Below are 20,180 nucleotides of genomic sequence, written 5' to 3' on the forward strand. Positions count from 1 at the left end.
ATCGCGATCGCGCAGCACTATGCGGAACACGTGCTGGTGCAGGCGGAAGGGCTCGAAGCGTCGATCGTCGGCGCGAAGGGCGGCGACGGCGTGCTCGCGCTGACGGAAGACCAGTTCTGATCGGGGAACGGTATCCGTTGAAAAGCTGAAAGGCACCCGAGGGCGCCTTTCAGCTTTGCTTGCTCGCGGCCCGCACGGCAGCGGGCCGGCGCGACTTACGCGTAGGCGGGGCGCGTCTGGCCGGCCACGTCCTTCAGGTAGCGATGCACCGACAAGTCGTCTGCCTGAATTGCGGGCATCTTGCCGGAGATCAGGTCGGCGATCAGCTGACCCGAACCGCACGACATCGTCCAGCCGAGCGTGCCGTGGCCGGTGTTCAGGAACAGGTTCGACACCGGCGTGCGGCCGACGATCGGCGTGCCGTCCGGCGTCATCGGGCGCAGGCCCGTCCAGAACGTTGCCTTCGACGTATCGCCGCCGCCCGGGAACAGGTCGTTCACGCACATTTCGAGCGTTTCGCGGCGCGCGTCGCGCAGGCGCTTGTCGAAGCCGACGATCTCCGCCATCCCGCCGACGCGGATGCGCCGGTCGAAGCGCGTGATCGCGATCTTGTAGGTTTCGTCGAGCACCGTCGACACGGGCGCCGCCGCTTCGTCGACGATCGGCGCGGTGATCGAATAGCCCTTGAGCGGATAGACCGGAATCTTCATCAGGTTCGAGATGAAGTGCGTCGAGTACGAACCGAGCGCGACGACGTACGCATCCGCGCGCACCATCTCGCTGCCGCACTGCACGCCTGCGATCTTGCCGCCCGCGATCGCGAGCGCGTCGATCGGCGTGTTGTAACGGAACTTGACGCCGAGCCCTTCGGCGAGCGCGGCAAGGCGCGTCGTGAACAGCTGGCAGTCGCCCGTCTCGTCGCCGGGCAGGCGCAGGCCGCCCGTCAGCTTGTGCGACACCGCGGCGAGCGCCGGCTCGGCGTTCTTCAGCTCGGCGGGCGACAGCAGTTCGAACGGCACGTTCGCTTCGCGCAGCACGGCGATGTCCTTCGCCGCGCCGTCGAGCTGCTGCTGCGTGCGGAACAGCTGCAGCGTGCCGCCCGTGCGGCCTTCATATCCGATGCCGGTGTCGGCGCGCAGCGCCTGGATGCAATCGCGGCTGTATTCGGCGAGCCGGACCATGCGGCCCTTGTTGACCGCATAGCGCTCGGCCGTGCAGTTGCGCAGCATCTGCCACATCCATTGCAGCTGGAAGCGGGTGCCGTCGAGGCGGATCGCGAGCGGCGCGTGCTTTTCGAACATCCATTTGACGGCCTTCAGCGGCACACCGGGCGCGGCCCACGGCGCCGCATAGCCGGGCGAGATCTGGCCTGCGTTCGCGAAACTCGTCTCGAGCGCCGGACCGGCCTCCCGGTCGATCACCGTGACTTCATGACCGGCGCGCGCGAGGTAATACGCGCTTGCCACGCCCACCACACCGCTGCCCAGAACGACGACTCGCATAGCTGCTCCACAAGGAAGAATCGGATCGAGGCCGGTCGCACCCGCGACTCCGTATAACCTCTATCTGACCTAGTTTTTTGCGCTATGGTATTGTCGAATGACCAGGTTTTGTTATCGTATTTTTTCGCTTTTCAGCAGAATCACATGAGAACTCAACGGCAGCCGGTACGCACGCTCGACAAGCTCGACCGGCGCATCCTCAAACTGCTTCAGAACGACGGCCGGATGGCGATGAAGGACCTCGCCGAGCAAGTCGGGCTCACCGTCACGCCGTGCATCGAGCGCGTGCGGCGCATGGAGCGCGACGGCGTGATCACCGGCTATCACGCGCGCGTCGATCCGGCCCAGCTTGGCGCGGCGCTGCTCGTGTTCGTCGAGATCACGCTCGGCCACAAGGGCGGCAACATGTTCGAGCAGTTCCGCCGGGAAGTGATGAAGATCGACGAGGTGCTCGAGTGCCACCTCGTGTCCGGCGACTTCGACTACCTGATCAAGGCGCGCATCGGCGAGATGGCCGACTACCGCAAGCTGCTCGGCGACATCCTGCTGCAGCTGCCCGGTGCGGTGCAGTCGAAGAGCTATGTCGTGATGGAGGAAATCAAGGAGACGCTGACGATTTCGGTCGACGAATAGGCGCCTGATTTCACCCTTGGCACGTCGCGCCGAATACTGTATAAATATCCAGTATTCGGCGCGAATGATGGGGTGTGGAGATGGGCGGTCGATCCGACAACGAATTTCCGGTTGCGCCGCCCATGCCCCGCAAGGGGCGCGGGGCGGTCGACAACCTGCAGGGGCGGTACGAAACGGCGCTGCGCGAGGCGGTCGACGATGGCTGGGCGCACGAGGCGGATGATGCCGACCTGCCGGCGCCGCTGCGCACGCAGGTGTTCGAGGAGCGTGCGAAGAGCATCCTGACGCGCAACCAGTCGCCCGACATTCCGTTCAGCGTGTCGCTCAATCCGTATCGCGGCTGCGAGCACGGCTGCATCTATTGCTTCGCGCGGCCGACGCACAGCTATCTCGGCCTGTCGCCGGGGCTCGATTTCGAGAGCCGCATCTATGCGAAGGTCAATGCGGCCGAACTGCTCGAGCGCGAGATCGCCCGGAAAAGCTACGTGCCCGAGCCGATCGCGCTCGGCGTCAATACCGATGCCTATCAGCCGGTCGAACGCGACTTGCGCATCACGCGCAGCGTGATCCAGGTCATGCACGATCACGGGCTGCCGTTCGCCGCGATCACGAAATCGTCGCTGATCGAGCGCGACCTCGACCTGCTCGCTCCGATGGCCGAGCGCGGGCAGGTGATGGCGGCGGTCACGATCACGACGCTCGACGCGGATCTCTCGCGCACGCTCGAGCCGCGCGCGGCGACGCCGGCCCGCCGGCTGCGCACGATCCGCGCGTTGCGCGAAGCGGGGGTGCCGGTCGGCGTGAGCATCGCGCCGGTCATCCCGTTCGTCACCGAGCCGGACATGGAACGGGTGCTCGAGGCATGCGCGGAAGCGGGCGCGACACACGCGAGCTACATCATTCTGCGGTTGCCGTGGGAGGTCGCACCGCTGTTCAGGAACTGGCTGGATGCGCATTTCCCGGATCGGGCGGAGCGCGTGATGAACCGGGTGCGCGACATGCGCGGCGGCAAGGACTACGACTCGGATTTCGGCAAGCGGATGAAGGGTGAGGGGATCTGGGCCGATCTGCTGAAGCAGCGCTTTCGGCAGGCGGTCAAGCGGCTGGGGTTGAACGAGCGCGCGAACGGCATTCTCGACCTGTCGCAGTTTCGGGGCGCTCGGGATGTTGCGGGAACGGTGGCCGTGCCGCGTGTGAATGCGCGGTCAGCCGGCGCGGCGCTACGCGACGATTCGCAGCTGAGTTTGTTCTAATCGAGCGCACGTCGCGTCGCCGGCCCGGCAGGCGCCCCGTGCGTCGTCCTTGTTACTGGGAAATCTGCTTGGCCGCTTCGACCTGCGTTTCGAAATACGTCTGAAACGACAGCGCAAGCGCGGTCATCAGCAGGAACGCGCCGATCAGCAGCGAGAAAATCACGACGAAGATCACCGTCCAGCCCGAACGGCTGTGTCGGCCGGTGTCGGCGTTGAATTGCGCGTCCCACTTGTCGTCAGCGCGCAGGCCGTAGACGATCGCGGCGAGAAACGCCGCCAGCAGCGAGATCGCGCCGGGAACGGCCAGCCACCAGCCGAGGCCGGCGGTGCGCTGGGTGGCCGCGAGCAGCAGGAAGCCCGGGACGCCGACGATCGTCGCGAGCAGGTGCGCCCAGCCATAGACGTCCCGGAAACCATACAGGTAGAAACGGTGCGCGCCGATCGAACCGAACAGGAACGCGAGGGCGGCGGTGAGCGTCTTGGAGCGGAAGCGGCGGAGCGGGGCGGTGCTGCTGGACATGGATGGCGGGCAGATTGTCGTTGGCATGGGCTGCCGGCAAGGCGGCGCGGGCGTGCGGCCCGGCACGCATTCTACGATGCCGCGGGTGAGGCGGTCACCTGCGGTCTGCGTCACGGTGCCGCATAGGTCACGCGATAGATCGCGCCGGCATGGTCGTCGCTGACGAGCAGGGAGCCGTCGGGCAGCGGCAGCACGTCGGCCGGCCTGCCCCAGACGGTGCCGTCGCGCCGCAGCCAGCCCGTGATGAAAGGCATCTGGCGTGCGTGGCTGCCGTCCGCCGAGACGACGACGCGCATCACGCGGTAGCCGACCTTCGTGCTGCGGTTCCACGAACCGTGCTCGGCGATGAAGATGTTGTTGCGGTATGCGGCGGGAAACATCGTGCCTGTATAGAAGCGCATGCCGAGCGCCGCGACGTGCGCGCCGAGCTTCAGCACGGGCGCGGTGTAGCGGCGGCAGGCGTCCGGGCTGCCGAATTCGGGGTCGGGCGTGTCGCCGCCGTGGCAATACGGAAAGCCGAAATCGAGGCCGGCGCGCGGCGCGCGATTGAGCTTGTCGTCGGGCACGTCATCGCCCATCAGGTCGCGGCCGTTGTCGGTAAACCACAACTCGCCCGAATCCGGATGCCACGCGAATCCGACCGTGTTGCGCACGCCGCGCGCGACCACCTTCCGATGGCTGCCGTCCGCATTCATCCGCGCGATGACTGCGTAGCGGTCGCGGTCGGCGACGCACACGTTGCACGGCGCGCCGGTCGGCACGTACAGCTTGCCGTCGGGGCCGAACGCGATGAATTTCCAGCCGTGATGGTGTTCGGTCGGCAACGCATCGGTGACGACGACGGGTTTGGGCGGTGCGGCGAGCTGGTCGTCGATGCGGTCGAGGCGCACAATACGCGACACGGCCGACACGAACAGCGCGCCGTCGCGATAGGCGACGCCGACCGGCATGTCGAGCCCGGACGCGATCACGTAGTGCGCGCTGATCTGCCCCTCGTGCATCACGAGGGCATGCACGCGGCCTTCGCGGCTGCCGACATACAGGATGCCGCGTGGCGACCACGCCATTTCCCGTGCGGCCGGCACCGCGTCGGTCAGCACCGACACGCTGAAGCCGGGCGGCACGACGAGTTCGTCGACCGGCAGCCGGCCGGCGGCGAAGGTCGTGGCGGAGGCGAGGCAGGCGACGCCGGCAAGCAGCCCCGCAAGGCAGCGCTCAGCGCGGCGCGCCACGGCGCGAAGCGGTGGCATGGCGGCGTCGGACGGTGCTGGACAGCACGATTGTATGCCCGGCCGGAAGGGCGTTTGCCGATTTTTTGCGCGTAAGTGTTTGTTGTGCCACTGGTTTCCAGCTATAATCGCGTGTTTCAGTAGTTTCGAACCCGGTTTTCCCGAAGGATTTCATATGGTTATCATCCGTCTGGCTCGCGGCGGCTCGAAGAAGCGCCCGTTCTACAACATCGTTGCTACCGATTCGCGCAACCGTCGTGACGGCCGCTTCATCGAGCGCGTCGGCTTCTACAACCCGGTCGCGACGAAGGGCGAAGCGCTGCGTATCGCTCAAGATCGTCTGACGTACTGGCAAGGCGTTGGCGCGCAACTGTCGCCGACCGTCCAGCGTCTCGTGAAGGAAGCGCAAAAGGCGCAACCGGCTGCCTAACATGGCGCGGTGTGCCGGTCGTGCCGGCTGCGAGGTGTATTGATGTCGGATCACGATTCCGGTAACGCAAGGCGCGGGCGAGCGTCGTTTGGCGCATTCGTCCGCAAGCCGGTCGAGCGCGGTTCTGCCGCGAACGCCGGCCAGGCTGCCGAGCAGGGCGGTCTTGAAGCAGCGTCATCCCTGCCCGACGATGCCGTTGAGGTCGGAGCGGTGGTCGATGCCTACGGCCTGAAGGGCTGGATCAAGGTCGCGCCTCATGCCGATACCGGTCGCGGCGGCGATGCGTTGCTCAACGCTCGCCGCTGGTGGCTGGAGCGGGGCGCCGAGCGTCACGTCGCACGCGTCACGCAGGCGAAGACGCACGGCGATACGGTCGTCGCACAACCCTCCGGGGTAGGCGATCGCGATGCCGCGCTGTCATTGCGCGGGTTTCGCGTGTTCGTGCGCCGGGAAGATTTTCCGGCGCTGGCGATCGACGAGTTTTACTGGGTCGACCTGATCGGTCTCGATGTCGTCAACGAGCAATCGGTGGCGCTCGGGAAGGTGGTCGGGATGATCGACAACGGCGTGCATTCGATCATGCGCATCGAATATCCGGCGACCGGGAAAGACGGCCAGCCGGCGAGCGCCGAACGGCTGATCCCGTTCGTCGGGGTGTACGTCAAAACGGTGGATCAGGCGGCGCGTCGCATCGTCGTCGACTGGGAAGCCGATTACTAAATGAATCAGGTCACGGAGCGCGCGGTGCAGTTCGATGTCGTCACGCTCTTTCCCGAAATGTTTCGCGCGCTGACCGACTGGGGCATCACCAGCCGGGCCGTGAAGCAAGGGCGTTTCGGGTTGCGTACCTGGAACCCGCGTGATTTCACGACGGACAACTACCGCACGGTCGACGATCGGCCTTATGGTGGCGGTCCGGGCATGGTGATGCTGGCGAAGCCGCTCGAGGCTGCGATCGGTGCCGCGAAAGCGGCGCAGGCGGAGCAGGGCGTCGCGAGCACGCGTGTCGTGATGATGTCGCCGCAGGGCGCGCCACTGTCGCACGACCGTGTGGTGCGGATGGCGCAAGAGCCCGGCGTGATCGTGCTGTGCGGCCGCTACGAAGCGATCGATCAGCGTCTGCTCGATCGTTGCGTCGACGAGGAAATCAGCCTCGGCGATTTCGTGTTGTCCGGCGGCGAGCTGCCGGCGATGGCGATGATGGATGCCGTCGTGCGCCTGCTGCCCGGCGTGCTGAACGATGCGCAGTCGGCCGTGCAGGACAGCTTCGTCGGCGGCCTGCTCGATTGTCCGCATTACACGCGTCCCGAGGAATACGAGGGAGTGCGCGTGCCGGACGTGCTGCTCGGCGGCCATCATGCCGAGATCGAGCGCTGGCGTCGCCAGGAAGCATTGAGGAACACGTGGCTGAAGCGTCCGGACCTGATCGCCCGGGCGCGTCGCGACAAGTTGCTGAGCCGTGCCGACGAGGCATGGCTTGCGAACCTCGCACGCGAAGCGAAGGACGCCTCCTGAGGCGAGATTCGCGGGCGGGAATTGGCGGTGCCGTGCATGCGTGCGCGGCGCCTGATGTGAACCCATCCTCTATCGGGGCCATGCCTGGAATCAGGCGGGCGCAAACGCCGACAAGATGGTTTTAGGAGTCAGTGATGAATCTGATTGCAAAGCTTGAGCAGGAAGAAATCGAGCGCGCGCTCGCAGGCAAGACGATCCCCGAATTCGCCCCGGGCGACACGGTGATCGTGAACGTGAACGTGGTTGAAGGTAACCGCAAGCGCGTTCAGGCTTACGAAGGCGTCGTGATCGCGAAGCGCAACCGTGGCCTCAACTCGTCGTTCATCGTCCGCAAGATTTCGTCGGGCGAAGGCGTCGAGCGTACGTTCCAGACCTACTCGCCGCTGCTGGCGAGCATCGTCGTGAAGCGCCGCGGCGACGTGCGTCGCGCGAAGCTGTACTACCTGCGCGAGCGTTCGGGCAAGTCGGCTCGTATCAAGGAAAAGCTGGTGTCGAAGGATCGCACCGCAGCAGCTTCCCAAGAGTAAGAGCTGTAAGGAAAAAGCACCCACCCGGGTGCTTTTTTCATTCCGGCGCGACAATACGCTCAGAGCAACCCGAATCAAGAGAGCCCCATTGAACCGCCGCCCCATCATCGATCCCGAAGTGCTGCCGGTCGAAGGCACCGGCGCAGGCCTGCCGCTCATCGATTACGACCGGATGACGCCAGCCGGGATGCGCGAGCGCTTTACCCGCACGCTCGAATGGACCACGGAACCCGCCGAGGTCCGTCTTCAGGACGGCGTCGATCTGCGCAGCGCAGCCGTGCTCGTGCCGCTCGTCGTTCGTGACGGCGGCCTGACCGTGTTGCTCACGCAGCGCGCCGATCACCTGAACGACCACGCGGGGCAGATCAGCTTTCCCGGCGGCCGGCGCGAGCCGTTCGACCGCGATGCGACCGCGACGGCGCTGCGCGAGGCGAAGGAGGAGATCGGGCTCGCCGGCGAGCGGGTCGAGATCCTCGGCTCGCTGCCGGATTTCCTGACGGGCACCGGCTTTTGCGTGTCGCCGGTCGTCGGGCTCGTGCATCCGCCGTTCACGGTGCAGGCCGATACGTTCGAAGTCGCCGAGATCTTCGAGGTGCCGCTCGCGTTCCTGATGAATCCGGCGAACCACGAGGTGCGCGTGTTCCGCTGGGATGGCGGCGAGCGTCGTTTTTTTGCGATGCCTTATCCGAGAGGCGACGCGCACGGGCATTACTTCATCTGGGGCGCAACTGCCGGCATGTTGCGCAATCTGTACCGCTTCTTGGCGGCCGGCTGAACATGCGCGCCGCCCGGCGCGCGTGCGCGGCCGCCGGCCGGCGGCGCCGGCAAGCCATGCGTGGCTTACGCTGTGCTATCGTTATGCAAAAAATGACATAACTCCGAAGACGGCGCCACGCATGACTTTCTTTTCGGTTCTCCTCGCCCTCATCATCGAACAGGTCCGCGCGTTGTCGCCGAGCAATCCGGTGTTCGCGCTGTTCCAGTTTCATGCGGAAACCGTCGCACATGGCCTCGACGCCGGCAAGCAGAAACACGGCATCCTCGCGTGGCTCGCGGTCGTGTTGCCGTGGGTGCTGGTCGTCGCACTGGTCTACTTCCTGCTGTACAAGGTGAGCTTCGTGCTGGCGTTCCTGTGGAACGTCGTCGTCGTGTACTTCACGCTCGGCTTCCGCCAGTTCAGCCATTACTTCACCGATATCCATCTCGCGCTCAACAACGACGACGTGCCGCGTGCGCGCGAAATCCTGCAGGAGTGGACCGGCATCGACACGGTCGACATGCCGGTCGGCGAGATCGTCCGCCACACGCTGATTCACGCCGTCGTCGCGTCGCATCGCCATGTGTTCGGCGTGTTCTTCTGGTACGTGCTGCCGGTCGGCCCGGCCGGCGCGGTGCTGTACCGCATTTCCGAATACCTCGCGCGCAGCTGGTCGGCGCCGGCCGATGATCGCACCGCGGCCTTCTCGACGTTCGCGCAGCGCGCGTTCTTCGTGATCGACTGGGTGCCGTCGCGGCTGACCGCGCTCGGCTTCGCGATCGTCGGCAACTTCGAGGATGCGATCTACGCGTGGCGCAACCACACCCGCCAGTGGCCCGACCCGAATGACGGCGTGCTGCTGGCCGCGGGTAGCGGAGCGCTCGGCGCCCGGCTTGCCGGGCCGCTCGCGGAGCCGTCGAGCCTCGATGCACTGGCGGTCGGCGACAGCGGCCCGCTGACGGTCGGGGACGATTGCACGCCGCGCACGCTGCAGTCGGCCGTCGGCCTCGTCTGGCGCGCGGTGATTCTGTGGATGCTTCTGCTGCTGATGCTGACGATCGCCGTCTGGGTGTCCTGATACGGGCGACACGGGCGTCGTCATACGCAATGAAAAGGCCGGCTCGATGCCGGCCTTTTTGCTGGCGGCTCGCCGCGCCGGCGTCAGTCGTCGCGCGGGTCGCGCACTGCACCGCAGCGCCAGCATGCGGTGAACTGCGCTTCGAGCTGCTCGCCGCATTGACGGCATCGCCATGACGCGTCGCCCGCTGCCGGGCCGTGCGATGCGGCGTCGAGCAGGCGGCGCGCGAGCGCGTCATCGCGCTCGTCGTCGAGCCAGACCTCGGGCGCGCATGCGTCGGCGGGCAGGCCGCCGAGCGCGCCTGTCGCGTAGCGGTTGTGCAGTTCGCAGCCGATGCCGGCCGCTTCGAGCACGTTCACCCAGTGCTGCGCGGTCGCGAGATCGGGTGCCTTGAAACGCATCGCGGCTCCTGTCGGCGAGGGGGCGGGGAGCGACCGGGGCGGACCGACATGCCCCGGCCGGCCATCAGCGCACGACCTGGCTTGCCTCGTGCACCAGTTGCGCATACAACGCATGCCGCGTCGGCGCCACGCGGCCGTCGGAGACTGCCTCCAGGATCGCGCAGCCGGGCTCGTGCAGATGATGACAATTATAGAAACGGCAGTGCGCGAGCAGCGGGCGGAACTCCGGGAACGCGCGCTCGAGGCGGCCTTCCGTCAGATGATAGAGGCCGAATTCCTGGAAGCCCGGCGAATCGATCAGCGCACCGTCGCCGCCCGGCAGCGGATAGAGGCGCGTGAACGTCGTCGTATGCCGGCCGCTGTTGAGCGCGGCGGAGATTTCCCGGGTCGCGGCTTCCGCATCGGGCACGAGCAGGTTCACGAGCGTCGACTTCCCCATGCCCGACTGGCCGAGCAGGATCGTCGCGTGCCCGGCCAGATGCGGGGCCAGCTGCGCGCGCGCGTCGTCGGGGCGGCCCTTGACCGACAGTTCCAGCACGTCGTAGCCGAGCGCGCGATACGGCGCGAGCCGTTCGCGGGCGACCGGCAGCGCGGCTTCGACGTCGATCTTGTTCAGCACGATCAGCGGCTTCAGGTCGTTCGCCTCGGCGGCGATCAGTGCGCGGCCGAGCAGATCCTCGCTGAAATAGGGCTCGGTCGCGAGCACGATCAGCAGCTGGTCGAGGTTGGCCGCGAACAGCTTCGACTTGAACTGGTCGGAGCGGTACAGCAGATTGCGCCGCTCGCCGATCTCGACGATCACGCCCTGGTCGGCGGACGCATGTTCGTACGCGACGCGGTCGCCGACCGCGACGTCGCTCTTCTTGCCGCGCGGGAAGCACTGCAGCATCGGGCCGCCGTCGTCGGGGGCGACGATGTAATGGCGGCCGTGCGCCGCGATCACGCGGCCTTCGGCACGTTCCGCGCGCGATGCGCGCGGGGCCGGCTTGCGGGAGGTCGGCCGGCTCATGCGTGCTGCAGCAACCGGTCGATCCGCTGCGATGCGGGCGGGTGCGAGTAGTAGAAGGCCGTGTAGACGGGGTCGGGCGTGAGCGTCGACGCGTTGTCCTCGTACAGCTTCACGAGCGCGCTGACGAGATCCTGCGCGGCGGTCTGGCTGGCGGCGAACGCGTCCGCTTCGAACTCGTGCTTGCGCGACGTCAGGCTGCCGACCGGCGTCGCGAAGAACAGGAACACCGGTATCGCGAGGAAGAACAGCACGAGCGCGGCGCCGGCGTTGCTGGAATCGAGCGACGGCATCACGCCGAGCCCGGTGTAGAACCATGCGCGCTGCGCGAGCCAGCCGAGCAGCGCGAGCAGCGCGAGGCTCAGCACGAACGACACGAGCATGCGTTTCATCACGTGGCGGCGCTTGAAATGGCCGAGCTCGTGCGCGAGCACGGCCTCGATCTCCTCGCCGGACAGGCGGGCGAGCAGCGTATCGAAGAACACGATCCGCTTCGACGCGCCGAAACCGGTGAAGTACGCGTTGCCGTGCGCGGAGCGGCGGCTGCCGTCCATCACGAACAGGCCCTTCGCCGCGAAGCCGCAGCGCTGCATCAGCGACTCGATGCGCGCGCGCAGCGCGTCGTCCTTCAGCGGTTCGAACTTGTTGAAGAGCGGGGCGATGAAGGTCGGGTAGATCAGCAGCACGAGCATCTGGAACGCGACCCAGACGATCCAGGTCCACAGCCACCACAGGCTGCCGGCCTGGTTCATCAGCCAGAGCACGACGAACAGCAGCGGCAGGCCGAGCGCGGCGCCGAGCAGCGCATTCTTCAGCAGATCGGCGAAGAACAGGCGCTTGGCCATCCGGTTGAAGCCGAAGCGCTGCTCGATGCCGAACTGGCGGTAGTACTCGAACGGAACGTCGATCACGCTCGTGATCGCGAACACCGCGGCGACGAGCGCGACCTGCTGCCCGTAGCCGCGGCCGAGCCAGCCGGACAGCAGCGTGTCGAGCGCGCCGACGCCGCCGAGCAGCGTGAGCGCGACGAGCACCGCCGCGCTGACGACGATCTCGACCATCGCCAGCCGGGTGCGCTCGACCGTGTAGTCGGCCGCGCGCTGGTGCGCGGAGAGCGGGATGGTCGAGCTGAACTGGGCCGGCACGCGGTTGCGGTGCGCGGCGACGAAGCGGACCTGCCGCGAGGCCAGCCACAGCTTGGTGACGACCATCGCGAGCACGGCAAGCGCGAACAGCAGGGTGAACGAATAGGGTGACATCGAAGGCGCCAAAGGGTTCTATGCGAGAATTATATGTTCTTGCGGACGGGGCCCGCTGACGCGTCGCCTGCCGACGCCGCGCAGCGCGCCGCCCGCCAATTTCCAGGACGACTCATGACCGATACCCCCGCTTCCGCCAGCCAGCCCGAACTCGTACGCAACGAGATGAATCTCGTCTGGCTCGACATGGAAATGACGGGCCTCGACCCGGATAACGACCGCATCATCGAGATCGCGGTCGTCGTGACCAACTCGACGCTCGAGATCGCGGTCGAAGGCCCGGTGTTCGCGATTCACCAGAGCGATGCGACGCTCGCCAAGATGGACGACTGGAACAAGAACACGCACGGCCGCTCGGGGCTGATCGACCGCGTGCGCGCGTCGACCGTGACCGAGGCGGACGCCGCCGCGCAGCTCCAGGCCTTCCTCGGCCAGTACGTGCCGCCGGGCAAGTCGCCGATGTGCGGCAACTCGATCTGCCAGGACCGCCGCTTCATGGCGCGCTGGATGCCGGAGTTCGAGCGCTTCTTCCACTACCGCAACCTCGACGTCAGCACGCTCAAGGAGCTGTGCCGCCGCTGGCAGCCGGCGATCTACAAGGGGTTCCAGAAGCGCGCGATGCACACCGCGCTGGCCGACATCCACGAGTCGATCGATGAGCTGAAGTACTACCGCCAGCATTTCCTGATCCCGGCCACGCCGGCCGCCGCGAGCGCCGGCGAATCCGCGCCGGCCGCCTGAGCGGGCCGGCCTTGCGGGCCGCGCCGCGTCAGCGCGGCGCGCGCTGCGCGCTTTTCGGCCGGAACGCCGCGACCACCGCCGCGTCGGTCTCGATGTACGGGCCGCCGATCAGGTCGATGCAGTAGGGCACCGCGGCGAAGATGCCCGGCACGGTTGTGTTGCCGCTCGCGTCGCGCAGCCCTTCGAGGGTTTCCTTGATCGATTTCGGCTGGCCCGGCAGGTTGATGATCAGCGCCGCGTGGTCGGCCGTCTCGCGGATCACCGCGACCTGCCGCGACAGGATCGCGGTGGGCACGAAATTCAGGCTGATCTGCCGCATCTGCTCGCCGAACCCCGGCATTTCCTTCGTCGCCACCGCGAGCGTCGCCTCGGGCGTCACGTCGCGGCGCGCGGGGCCGGTGCCGCCGGTCGTCAGCACGAGGTCGCAGCCGGCCGTGTCGACCAGCTCGACGAGCGTCGCGGAGATCGTCGCGGCGTCGTCCTGGATCAGCCGCGTCTCGGCGCGCCACGGCGAGCTCAGCGCGGCGCCGAGCCACGCCTGCAGCGCCGGAATGCCCTTGTCCTCGTAGACGCCGGTGCTCGCGCGGTCGCTGATCGACACGAGGCCGACCAGCAGCTCGTCCGGGTGGTTACGCTTCGTCGTCATCGTCCTCTCCGGCCGGCGCGTCTTCCTCGTCGTCCGCGCCGGGCGTGCCGCTCGCCGTCTTGATCCACTGGAACAGCTCGCGGAAGTAGCGCGGCGGCTTGCCTTGCTGCGCTTCCTTGCGCGCGTTGCGGATCAGCGTGCGGCCTTCCTGCACGTCGGCTTCCGGGTGCTGGCGGACGAATTCGGTCAGCGCGTCGTCGTTGGCGAGCAGCTGCTCGCGGGTGCGTTCGATCCAGTGCAGGCGGGCCGTCGCGGCCTTGTTCACGCCGCGCTGCGCGTCGAGCGCGGTGCGCAGCGCGGCCGTCTCGTCGTCGGTCAGCGAGCGCATCACGCGGCCGACATACTGGAGCTGGCGGCGCTTGCCTTCGTGATCGGTGATGCGGCGCGCCTCGCGCACCGCGTCCGCGAGGTCTTCCGGCATCGGCATGCGCTTGAGCGCGTCTTTCGGCAGGTCGACGAGCGCCTGGCCGAGTTCCTGCAGCGCGTGCATGTCGCGCTTCAACTGGGATTTGCTGGGGCGATCGTAGCCATGGCCGGCGTCGTCGTCGGCGTGCTCGATCGGCTGAATACGGGTTTTGCGTGTCATGGGCGGCATTGTATCGCGCCGCGGCCGCCCCAAGCTTCTCCGTTACGGCGTCCCGGACCCGAAATGAAACGGCCCCGACGCCGACTGCGTTCGCTGCGCCCCGAGGGGGCGATCAGTGCGCTTGGGGCGGCCCGGCACTGCTATGATCGCGGGATACGACAATTTTGAACACGCGGGCCGCGAGCCCGTCACCGGATATCACGAAGATGGCTGCCAATCTCGACACGCAAGCGCGCTATTTCCCGCATACGCAGGACCAGCTGAAAGAAATCGCCTCGGACATCCTCCGGCACGCGAAGGCGCTTGGTGCGTCGGACGCCGCGACCGAAATCTCCGAAGGCGACGGCCTGTCGGTGTCGGTGCGCCGCGGCGAGGTCGAGACGATCGAGCACAACCGCGACAAGATGGTCGGCGTGACGGTGTTCATCGGCAAGAAGCGCGGCAACGCGAGCACGTCGGATTTCTCGCCGGCCGCGATCAAGGACACCGTCGCCGCCGCGTACAACATCGCGCGCTTCACCGCCGAGGACGACGCGGCCGGGCTCGCCGAAGCCGAGCTGCTCGAGACCGACCCGCGCGACCTCGATCTCTACCACCCGTGGGACCTGAGCGCCGACGAAGCGGTCGAACTCGCGCGCCGCGCGGAGGACGCAGCGTTCGCGGTCAGCCCGCAGATCCGCAATTCGGAAGGCGCGAGCGTGTCCGCGCAGCATTCGCAGTTCGTGCTCGCGACGTCGCGCGGCTTCCTCGCCGGCTACCCGTACTCGCGCCACTATGTCGCATGCGCGCCGATCGCGGGCAGCGGCCGCCACATGCAGCGCGACGACTGGTATTCGTCGAAGCGCAGCGCGGCCGACCTCGCGGCGCCGGAAGCGGTCGGCCGTTACGCGGCCGAACGCGCGCTCGCGCGGATGGGCGCGCGCCGCCTGGATACGCGCAAGGTGCCGGTGCTGTTCGAGGCGCCGCTCGCGGCCGGCCTGCTCGGCGCGTTCGTGCAGGCGGTGAGCGGCGGCGCGCTGTACCGCAAGACCTCGTTCCTCGTCGACAGCCTCGGCAAGCCGGTGTTCGCGCCGCATGTGCAGATCGTCGAGGATCCGCACGTGCCGCGCGCGATGGGCAGCGCGCCGTTCGACGAGGAAGGCGTGCGCACCCGCTCGCGCAGCGTCGTCAAGGACGGCGTCGTCGAGGGGTATTTCCTGTCGACCTATTCGGCCCGCAAGCTCGGCACGCAGACGACCGGCAATGCCGGCGGCTCGCACAACCTGTCGCTGCGCAGCGCGAACACGCAGCCGGGCGACGATTTCGACGCGATGCTGAAGAAGCTCGGCACGGGCCTGCTGCTGACCGAACTGATGGGGCAGGGCGTGAACTACGTGACCGGCGACTATTCGCGCGGCGCGGCGGGGTTCTGGGTCGAGAACGGCGTGATCCAGTATCCGGTCGAGGAGATCACCGTCGCGAGCACGCTGCAGGAGATGTTCCGCCACATCGTTGCGATCGGCGCGGATTCGATCGTGCGCGGCACGAAGGAAACCGGCTCGGTGCTGATCGAGCAGATGACGATTGCCGGGCAGTGATGCGCGCGGCGCGCCGATGATGCGGCGCCGCATCGCGCGGCGTTCGCCGGCCCGAGCGGCCGCACCCATGAAAAAGCCCGACCGGCGGATGTGCCGGTCGGGCTTTTTCGTTGCGGTGCGTCAGCCGCGCTGGCGCGCGTAGACGACGAACGCGTAGCCGAACGCGTTCGGCGCGGCGGCCTGGTGCGGCTCGCGCGACACTTCGCGCCAGTGCGCGGGGTCGGGCGCGGGGAACGACGCGTCGCCGTCGAAGTCGGCGTCGATCTCGGTGACGACCAGCTTGTCGGCGAGCGCGAGGCCTTCCGCGTAAAGCTGCGCGCCGCCGATCAGGAACGCCTCGGCCGCGCCGTCCCGCGCGGCGAGCGCGAGCGCGTCGGCGAGCGACGTGACGGTGTCGCAGCCGTCGAAGCGGCGCGCCGCGTCGCGCGTGACGACGATGTTGCGGCGCCCCGGCAGCGGCCTGCCGATCGATTCGTGGGTCTTGCGGCCCATCACGATCGGCGCGCCCATCGTCGTGCGCTTGAAGAAGGCGAGATCCTCGGGAAGTTTCCAGGGCAACTGGTTGTCGCGGCCGATGATGCCGTTGCGGGCACGCGCGACGATCAGGGTCAGCGTCGTCATGAATGGTGGGAAGCGGAAAACGGGAACGGCGCCGATTCTACCGGAATGCCGGCGCGCGTCCCGTGTGGCCTACTGCCCGTGTTCGTCGTCGCCCGCCGCCGCCGCGCGCTGCTCGGTGTCGGACAGGTCGCGCAGCCCGTGCGCGCCCATCAGCCGGTACAGCGTCACGCGCGAGATCCCGAGTTCCGCGGCGGCCTCCGCGAGCCGGTGACGGTGGCGCAGCAGCGCCGCTTCGATCGCGCGTTTTTCCGCGCGCTCGCGGGCCTCGGCGAGCGTCGTCGACTGCTGGGCCGTGTACTGCCCGAGATCGAGATCGGACGCCGAGATCAGCCGGCTGTCGGCCATCACGATCGCGCGGCGGATCCGGTTGATCAGCTCGCGCACGTTGCCGGGCCACGGATAGTTGTACAGCGCCTCGATCGCGCACGGCGTGAAGCCGCGGATCTTGCGCGCACCGTCGCTGCGGAACTTCAGCAGCACATGATGCGCGAGCAGCTCGATGTCCTTGCCGCGCGCGCGCAGCGGCGGCTCGTCGATGCGCAGCACGCACAGCCGGTGGAACAGGTCCGCACGGAAATGGCCGTCGCGCATCGCCGCTTCGAGATCGACGTGCGTCGCCGACAGGATCCGCACGTCCACCGCGATCGATTCGTGGCCGCCGAGCCGCTCGATCCGGCCTTCCTGCAGGAAGCGCAGCATGCTCGCCTGGCTCTCGAGCGGCATGTCGCCGATTTCGTCGAGGAACAGCGTGCCGCCGTGCGCGGCCTCGACGCGGCCGATCTTGCGCTGGTTCGCGCCGGTGAACGCGCCGCGCTCGTAGCCGAACAGCTCCGACTGCAGCAGGTGATGCGGGATCGCGCCGCAGTTGATCGCGACGAACGGCGCCTTGCGGCGCGTCGAGCGCTCGTGGATCGCGAGCGCGGTCAGCTCCTTGCCGGTGCCCGATTCGCCGGAGATGAACACCGTCGCGTCGGTGTTCGCGACCTTGCGGATGGTGCGGAACAGCTGCTGCATCGCATCGCAGGTGCCGACCATCTCGTCGTCGCCGGTCGCGGCGACGTCGCTCGCGAGCTCGAGATCGCACAGCGTCACCATTCCGTACGCGTGGCCGACGAGGTAGTCGATCGTCGTGTGCGTCGGCGGGCCCTTCACGTAGTCGAAGCAGCACTGGCGGATCAGCTTGCGGATCTCGGGCTCCGCGAGGCGCACGGGATCGGCGAGCGCGATCCAGCCGATCTGCTGGTGGCGCAGGATCGGCTCGAGCGCGGCGATGTCGCGCATCGCGAAGCCGTCGAGATCGACGATGCCCGCGTGCGCAAGCTCGGGCTTCACGAGCCGCTGCGCGTCGTGCGCGGATTTCGCGCACAGCACCTCCCAGCGCCGCTCTCGCAGATGCGCGACGAGCGCCGCATCGGGGCGGCGCGACAGATACACGAGTGGCCGGACTGCAGGCAGATGGCTGGTCCCGGCCCCGTCGGAGTGCGCGATCGTGAGTCGCGGCGCGAAGCCCGGCGGGGCGGCTGATGAGACGGGGCGGGAGTCGTGCACGATATCCTCGCTACGGTGTCGCGCTTCAGAACGTATACGGGAAGCGCAGGCCGACGATGAAGTTCGGCGCGTCGGGCGTGAGCCCGATCGCGACCGACGCATTCATCGTCAGGTGCTTGTTGAACACATGGTTGAGACCGAAACCCAGCGTCGACGCGGTCGTCTGGCTGCCCGGCACCCGCTGCCAGTTGCCGCCCGGCGCCTGCGTGCGGGTCGACGCTGCGATCGCCATCGTGTAGGAGATGCTCGCCGAGTCGCGCTCCGAGAACGCGAGCGCGACGCCGCCGCCGAACTGGACGATGTCGGCAAGCTTCACCTTCGCGGGCTGGGTTTGCCCGACCACCGACGAGATGTCGGAGAACGAGCGCGCGACGTTGTACGTATAGGAGACGCTGCCGAACAGCACGACCGGGTCGTAGGTCTTCAGCGCCGACACGCCGGCCGTGATGCTCCAGAAGCCGGTACCGGTCGGCAGCTTGCTCGGCGCAACGAGGTTGGTGTTGTTCGGGTCGGACTGCAGCAGCTTGATGCCGAACGGCGACGTGCCGGTGGGCGACTTCACGCGCAGGCTGCCGACGATGTCGGGCACGCTGCCGTGCTCCTTCACGAACTGGTAGTAGATGCCGAAGTTCACGTCGCCGAGCGCGTGCGAATTCACCGACGTGTCGGACAGCGTGTTGGCCGCGCCGCCGGCGCCGCCGTTCATGAAGGTCGCGGTGCGGTACATGTAGGGCACGTCGACGTCGACGCTGATGCGATCGGTGAGCCCGTAGCGCACGTCCACGTCGGACATCAGCTGGTGCGACTTCGTCTGGCCGAGATTCAGGTTGCCGAGGAAGATCGCATCGAGCGCGAGGAAGCCGGAGAGCTGCAGCTGCCGGCGGTCGTAATAGGTGTCGCTGATCCCCCAGTCGATCGTCAGCTTGCGGGCGAACAGCGGCGCATGCTCGCGCTGCGCGACCGCTTCCTCGGCGGCCGTGCGGGTGGGTTCCGCGGCTTTCTGCGTGGTGCCGATCGTGCCGGGCATGCCGGTATCGGCTGCGCCCGAGCCCGAACCTGCAGGCGGCGGCGGATTGACCGGCACGCCGGTCGCGGTGCCGGTGCCTTCGCCCGGCGCGGGCGTGACGGGCGTGTACTGCGAGACGAGCGTGCCCGGCGCGGCGCCGGGCGCGCCCGGTTCGCCGCGGCCGCGCCGCGCCATCTCGAGATCGATGACCTGATGTTCGAGCGCGTTGATCTTGCGCTGCTGCTCGTCGACGACTTTCATCAGCATGTTGAGCCGCTCCTCGAGCGATTGGTCGGCGAGCGCCTGGGCGTGCGCGCACTGCATGAATACGAAGCAGAGGACCGCGGCCGGTATGGCGGCAAGCGAGGCGCGCGGCTGATCTGTTGACGACTTGTGTGACATGTCCTTCCCCCCGGATGGGGCGGCTGCGCGGCGAACCAAGGGGTTCGCTCCGCGGCCGCCTGAAACGGCGCACGCACGCGTGGCCGATGCGATGTCGCGGCTTGCGCGCCGCCTGTCATCTCCTCAAGAGGGCGCCGCTTTGCAGCGCCTGCAGGACGCCCATCTGACGGAGCGTCGCGGGTGACATCTGTTGCGTATGCAACAGGATTTGCAGCTGGTTCGAGACGATCTGGCGATTGCCTGCGACCTGCAGCAGTTGTGCGATCGCGCCGGCCTGCTGGTTCGCGGCCGGGGTGATCGACTGGGTGGCGAGCCCGGCGGGCGTCTGCAGCACGAGCGAGACGCCGTTGCTGCCGAACGAGACGCCGGCCTTCACCGTGCCGGACGCATCGGTCGCGAACGCGCTCGAATTCGACGTCGAGCCGGGCAGGGCCGCCGGCGCCGGGTTCTGCGCATTGAAATCGATGACGGCGGCGTTGCTGCCGGCATTGTTGTTGCCTGCGACCTGCGTGACCTGCGAGATGCCGTTGACCGATACCGATTGCCCGCCCGTCGCGACGGCGTGCGGGTTCGCGCCGCTCGGCCCGCCGTGGCCGCCGACGACCTTCGCGAGCGTCGTGACATGCGCGTCGAGCTGGTTCGCGGCATTCGTGGCGGCCGTCAGCGTGCCCTGTGCGATCGCCAGGGCGCCGTTCGGCAGCTGCCATTGGGACACCAGGTTCACGACGAACCCGGAAATCATCGAAGCGCCGGCATATTTGCCGGTCTGGTGGGCGAGCACGTCGTCGTCGACGAGCTGCATGGCCGGTGCAGGCAATCGGTTGTCGAACGGACGTGTTGCATTGAGCGCGCCGGGCGCGTTTTCGGCTGCAACGGCGCTGCTCGCGTAGCCGCACATGGTGGCGCACCAGGCGAGGCAAAGCGGCGAGAGGTAGCGTTTCAT

General features: G+C 67.7%; 21 protein-coding genes and 1 pseudogene. 10 read left to right on the forward strand and 12 right to left on the reverse strand.

Going from position 1 to position 20,180, the window contains the following annotated elements:
- Positions 1-215: 215 nt before the first annotated feature.
- Positions 216-1,502, reverse strand: a complete 1,287-nt coding sequence (locus HWY45_RS24660; RefSeq protein WP_059885711.1) for a D-amino acid dehydrogenase — start codon at positions 1,500-1,502, stop codon at positions 216-218.
- 144 nt (positions 1,503-1,646) lie between these two features.
- Between HWY45_RS24660 and HWY45_RS24665 the strand changes: the two genes are divergently transcribed.
- Complete coding sequence (locus HWY45_RS24665; protein ID WP_017333107.1) at positions 1,647-2,135, forward strand: Lrp/AsnC ligand binding domain-containing protein; 489 nt, start codon at positions 1,647-1,649, stop codon at positions 2,133-2,135.
- Positions 2,136-2,215: 80 nt separating this feature from the next.
- Positions 2,216-3,388 (forward strand): PA0069 family radical SAM protein, encoded by a 1,173-nt coding sequence (locus HWY45_RS24670; protein ID WP_059885709.1) that lies wholly within the window; start codon positions 2,216-2,218, stop codon positions 3,386-3,388.
- Positions 3,389-3,440: 52 nt separating this feature from the next.
- On the opposite strand, the gene HWY45_RS24675 is transcribed toward HWY45_RS24670, so the two are convergent.
- Entirely contained in the window at positions 3,441-3,908 is a 468-nt protein-coding gene (locus tag HWY45_RS24675; RefSeq protein WP_059885707.1) for an NINE protein, read from the reverse strand.
- A gap of 110 nt (positions 3,909-4,018) precedes the next feature.
- Complete coding sequence (locus tag HWY45_RS24680; protein WP_059885706.1) at positions 4,019-5,158, reverse strand: PQQ-dependent sugar dehydrogenase; 1,140 nt, start codon at positions 5,156-5,158, stop codon at positions 4,019-4,021.
- 154 nt (positions 5,159-5,312) lie between these two features.
- Here HWY45_RS24680 and rpsP point away from each other — a divergent pair, with 154 nt between their 5' ends.
- The 6 genes from rpsP (at position 5,313) to HWY45_RS24710 (ending at position 9,444) form a co-directional block, all read left to right on the forward strand.
- A complete protein-coding gene (rpsP, locus tag HWY45_RS24685) occupies positions 5,313-5,567 on the forward strand; it encodes a 30S ribosomal protein S16 (RefSeq protein ID WP_006400702.1) in 255 nt (84 codons plus the stop codon).
- Positions 5,568-5,609: 42 nt separating this feature from the next.
- Positions 5,610-6,287, forward strand: a complete 678-nt coding sequence (gene rimM, locus HWY45_RS24690; protein ID WP_059559240.1) for a ribosome maturation factor RimM — start codon at positions 5,610-5,612, stop codon at positions 6,285-6,287.
- Positions 6,288-7,082 (forward strand): tRNA (guanosine(37)-N1)-methyltransferase TrmD, encoded by a 795-nt coding sequence (gene trmD / locus HWY45_RS24695; protein ID WP_059559236.1) that lies wholly within the window; start codon positions 6,288-6,290, stop codon positions 7,080-7,082.
- Positions 7,083-7,216: 134 nt separating this feature from the next.
- Positions 7,217-7,609 (forward strand): 50S ribosomal protein L19, encoded by a 393-nt coding sequence (gene rplS, locus HWY45_RS24700; protein WP_059885704.1) that lies wholly within the window; start codon positions 7,217-7,219, stop codon positions 7,607-7,609.
- An 88-nt stretch (positions 7,610-7,697) separates the two neighbouring features.
- Positions 7,698-8,384, forward strand: a complete 687-nt coding sequence (locus HWY45_RS24705) for a CoA pyrophosphatase (RefSeq protein WP_059885702.1) — start codon at positions 7,698-7,700, stop codon at positions 8,382-8,384.
- A gap of 121 nt (positions 8,385-8,505) precedes the next feature.
- A complete protein-coding gene (locus HWY45_RS24710) occupies positions 8,506-9,444 on the forward strand; it encodes a CobD/CbiB family protein (protein WP_059559225.1) in 939 nt (312 codons plus the stop codon).
- Between the two features lie 83 nt (positions 9,445-9,527).
- Here the strand turns inward: HWY45_RS24710 and HWY45_RS24715 are convergent, their stop codons facing one another.
- The 3 genes from HWY45_RS24715 to HWY45_RS24725 all read right to left on the reverse strand — a co-directional run bounded on the left by HWY45_RS24715 (position 9,528) and on the right by HWY45_RS24725 (position 12,110).
- Complete coding sequence (locus HWY45_RS24715; protein WP_059559221.1) at positions 9,528-9,845, reverse strand: putative signal transducing protein; 318 nt, start codon at positions 9,843-9,845, stop codon at positions 9,528-9,530.
- 64 nt (positions 9,846-9,909) lie between these two features.
- On the reverse strand, positions 9,910-10,854 hold the full coding sequence (gene rsgA / locus HWY45_RS24720) for a ribosome small subunit-dependent GTPase A (protein ID WP_059559217.1): 945 nt from the start codon (positions 10,852-10,854) through the stop codon (positions 9,910-9,912).
- Complete coding sequence (locus tag HWY45_RS24725; protein ID WP_059559212.1) at positions 10,851-12,110, reverse strand: M48 family metallopeptidase; 1,260 nt, start codon at positions 12,108-12,110, stop codon at positions 10,851-10,853. The genes rsgA and HWY45_RS24725 overlap by 4 nt, the downstream gene beginning before the upstream one ends.
- Positions 12,111-12,224: 114 nt before the next feature.
- Between HWY45_RS24725 and orn the strand changes: the two genes are divergently transcribed.
- Positions 12,225-12,851 (forward strand): oligoribonuclease, encoded by a 627-nt coding sequence (gene orn / locus HWY45_RS24730; protein ID WP_059559208.1) that lies wholly within the window; start codon positions 12,225-12,227, stop codon positions 12,849-12,851.
- Between the two features lie 28 nt (positions 12,852-12,879).
- Here orn and mog read toward each other — a convergent pair whose 3' ends face one another.
- Together mog and yjgA are read right to left on the reverse strand one after the other, a co-directional pair.
- On the reverse strand, positions 12,880-13,497 hold the full coding sequence (gene mog, locus HWY45_RS24735; RefSeq protein ID WP_059802955.1) for a molybdopterin adenylyltransferase: 618 nt from the start codon (positions 13,495-13,497) through the stop codon (positions 12,880-12,882).
- Complete coding sequence (yjgA, locus tag HWY45_RS24740; RefSeq protein ID WP_059559199.1) at positions 13,481-14,083, reverse strand: ribosome biogenesis factor YjgA; 603 nt, start codon at positions 14,081-14,083, stop codon at positions 13,481-13,483. Before yjgA ends, mog begins: the two co-directional genes overlap by 17 nt.
- A 206-nt stretch (positions 14,084-14,289) precedes the next feature.
- Here yjgA and pmbA point away from each other — a divergent pair, with 206 nt between their 5' ends.
- Positions 14,290-15,660, forward strand: coding sequence for a metalloprotease PmbA (gene pmbA / locus HWY45_RS24745; RefSeq protein ID WP_059559193.1), 1,371 nt, complete (start codon positions 14,290-14,292; stop codon positions 15,658-15,660).
- Between the two features lie 120 nt (positions 15,661-15,780).
- On the opposite strand, the gene HWY45_RS24750 is transcribed toward pmbA, so the two are convergent.
- From HWY45_RS24750 to HWY45_RS24760, 4 genes and pseudogenes are all read right to left on the reverse strand, one after another.
- Complete coding sequence (locus HWY45_RS24750; RefSeq protein ID WP_059802953.1) at positions 15,781-16,281, reverse strand: dihydrofolate reductase; 501 nt, start codon at positions 16,279-16,281, stop codon at positions 15,781-15,783.
- A 69-nt stretch (positions 16,282-16,350) separates the two neighbouring features.
- Positions 16,351-17,922 (reverse strand): annotated as a pseudogene (locus tag HWY45_RS24755) (sigma-54 dependent transcriptional regulator); the annotation flags it as partial.
- Positions 17,855-19,237 (reverse strand): hypothetical protein, encoded by a 1,383-nt coding sequence (locus HWY45_RS36945; protein ID WP_059885700.1) that lies wholly within the window; start codon positions 19,235-19,237, stop codon positions 17,855-17,857. The gene HWY45_RS36945 and the pseudogene HWY45_RS24755, both read right to left, overlap by 68 nt.
- Positions 19,238-19,352: 115 nt before the next feature.
- A complete protein-coding gene (locus tag HWY45_RS24760) occupies positions 19,353-20,180 on the reverse strand; it encodes a hypothetical protein (RefSeq protein WP_059885698.1) in 828 nt (275 codons plus the stop codon).

Source organism: Burkholderia stagnalis (genome assembly GCF_902830275.1).
Taxonomy (GTDB): Bacteria; Pseudomonadota; Gammaproteobacteria; order Burkholderiales; family Burkholderiaceae; genus Burkholderia; species Burkholderia stagnalis.

Bases quoted from the DNA above. Each gene is read 5' to 3' on its own strand.
- rsgA (WP_059559217.1), bottom strand. From the start codon at position 10,854: ATGAGCCGGCCGACCTCCCGCAAGCCGGCCCCGCGCGCATCGCGCGCG.
- HWY45_RS24750 (WP_059802953.1), bottom strand. From the start codon at position 16,281: ATGACGACGCTGACCCTGATCGTCGCGCGTGCCCGCAACGGCATCATC.
- trmD (WP_059559236.1), top strand. From the start codon at position 6,288: ATGAATCAGGTCACGGAGCGCGCGGTGCAGTTCGATGTCGTCACGCTC.
- HWY45_RS24725 (WP_059559212.1), bottom strand. From the start codon at position 12,110: ATGTCACCCTATTCGTTCACCCTGCTGTTCGCGCTTGCCGTGCTCGCG.
- pmbA (WP_059559193.1), top strand. From the start codon at position 14,290: ATGGCTGCCAATCTCGACACGCAAGCGCGCTATTTCCCGCATACGCAG.
- yjgA (WP_059559199.1), bottom strand. From the start codon at position 14,083: ATGACACGCAAAACCCGTATTCAGCCGATCGAGCACGCCGACGACGAC.
- HWY45_RS36945 (WP_059885700.1), bottom strand. From the start codon at position 19,237: ATGTCACACAAGTCGTCAACAGATCAGCCGCGCGCCTCGCTTGCCGCC.
- rplS (WP_059885704.1), top strand. From the start codon at position 7,217: ATGAATCTGATTGCAAAGCTTGAGCAGGAAGAAATCGAGCGCGCGCTC.
- HWY45_RS24660 (WP_059885711.1), bottom strand. From the start codon at position 1,502: ATGCGAGTCGTCGTTCTGGGCAGCGGTGTGGTGGGCGTGGCAAGCGCG.
- HWY45_RS24680 (WP_059885706.1), bottom strand. From the start codon at position 5,158: ATGCCACCGCTTCGCGCCGTGGCGCGCCGCGCTGAGCGCTGCCTTGCG.
- HWY45_RS24760 (WP_059885698.1), bottom strand. From the start codon at position 20,180: ATGAAACGCTACCTCTCGCCGCTTTGCCTCGCCTGGTGCGCCACCATG.
- mog (WP_059802955.1), bottom strand. From the start codon at position 13,497: ATGACGACGAAGCGTAACCACCCGGACGAGCTGCTGGTCGGCCTCGTG.
- rimM (WP_059559240.1), top strand. From the start codon at position 5,610: ATGTCGGATCACGATTCCGGTAACGCAAGGCGCGGGCGAGCGTCGTTT.
- HWY45_RS24715 (WP_059559221.1), bottom strand. From the start codon at position 9,845: ATGCGTTTCAAGGCACCCGATCTCGCGACCGCGCAGCACTGGGTGAAC.
- HWY45_RS24670 (WP_059885709.1), top strand. From the start codon at position 2,216: ATGGGCGGTCGATCCGACAACGAATTTCCGGTTGCGCCGCCCATGCCC.
- rpsP (WP_006400702.1), top strand. From the start codon at position 5,313: ATGGTTATCATCCGTCTGGCTCGCGGCGGCTCGAAGAAGCGCCCGTTC.
- orn (WP_059559208.1), top strand. From the start codon at position 12,225: ATGACCGATACCCCCGCTTCCGCCAGCCAGCCCGAACTCGTACGCAAC.
- HWY45_RS24665 (WP_017333107.1), top strand. From the start codon at position 1,647: ATGAGAACTCAACGGCAGCCGGTACGCACGCTCGACAAGCTCGACCGG.
- HWY45_RS24675 (WP_059885707.1), bottom strand. From the start codon at position 3,908: ATGTCCAGCAGCACCGCCCCGCTCCGCCGCTTCCGCTCCAAGACGCTC.
- HWY45_RS24710 (WP_059559225.1), top strand. From the start codon at position 8,506: ATGACTTTCTTTTCGGTTCTCCTCGCCCTCATCATCGAACAGGTCCGC.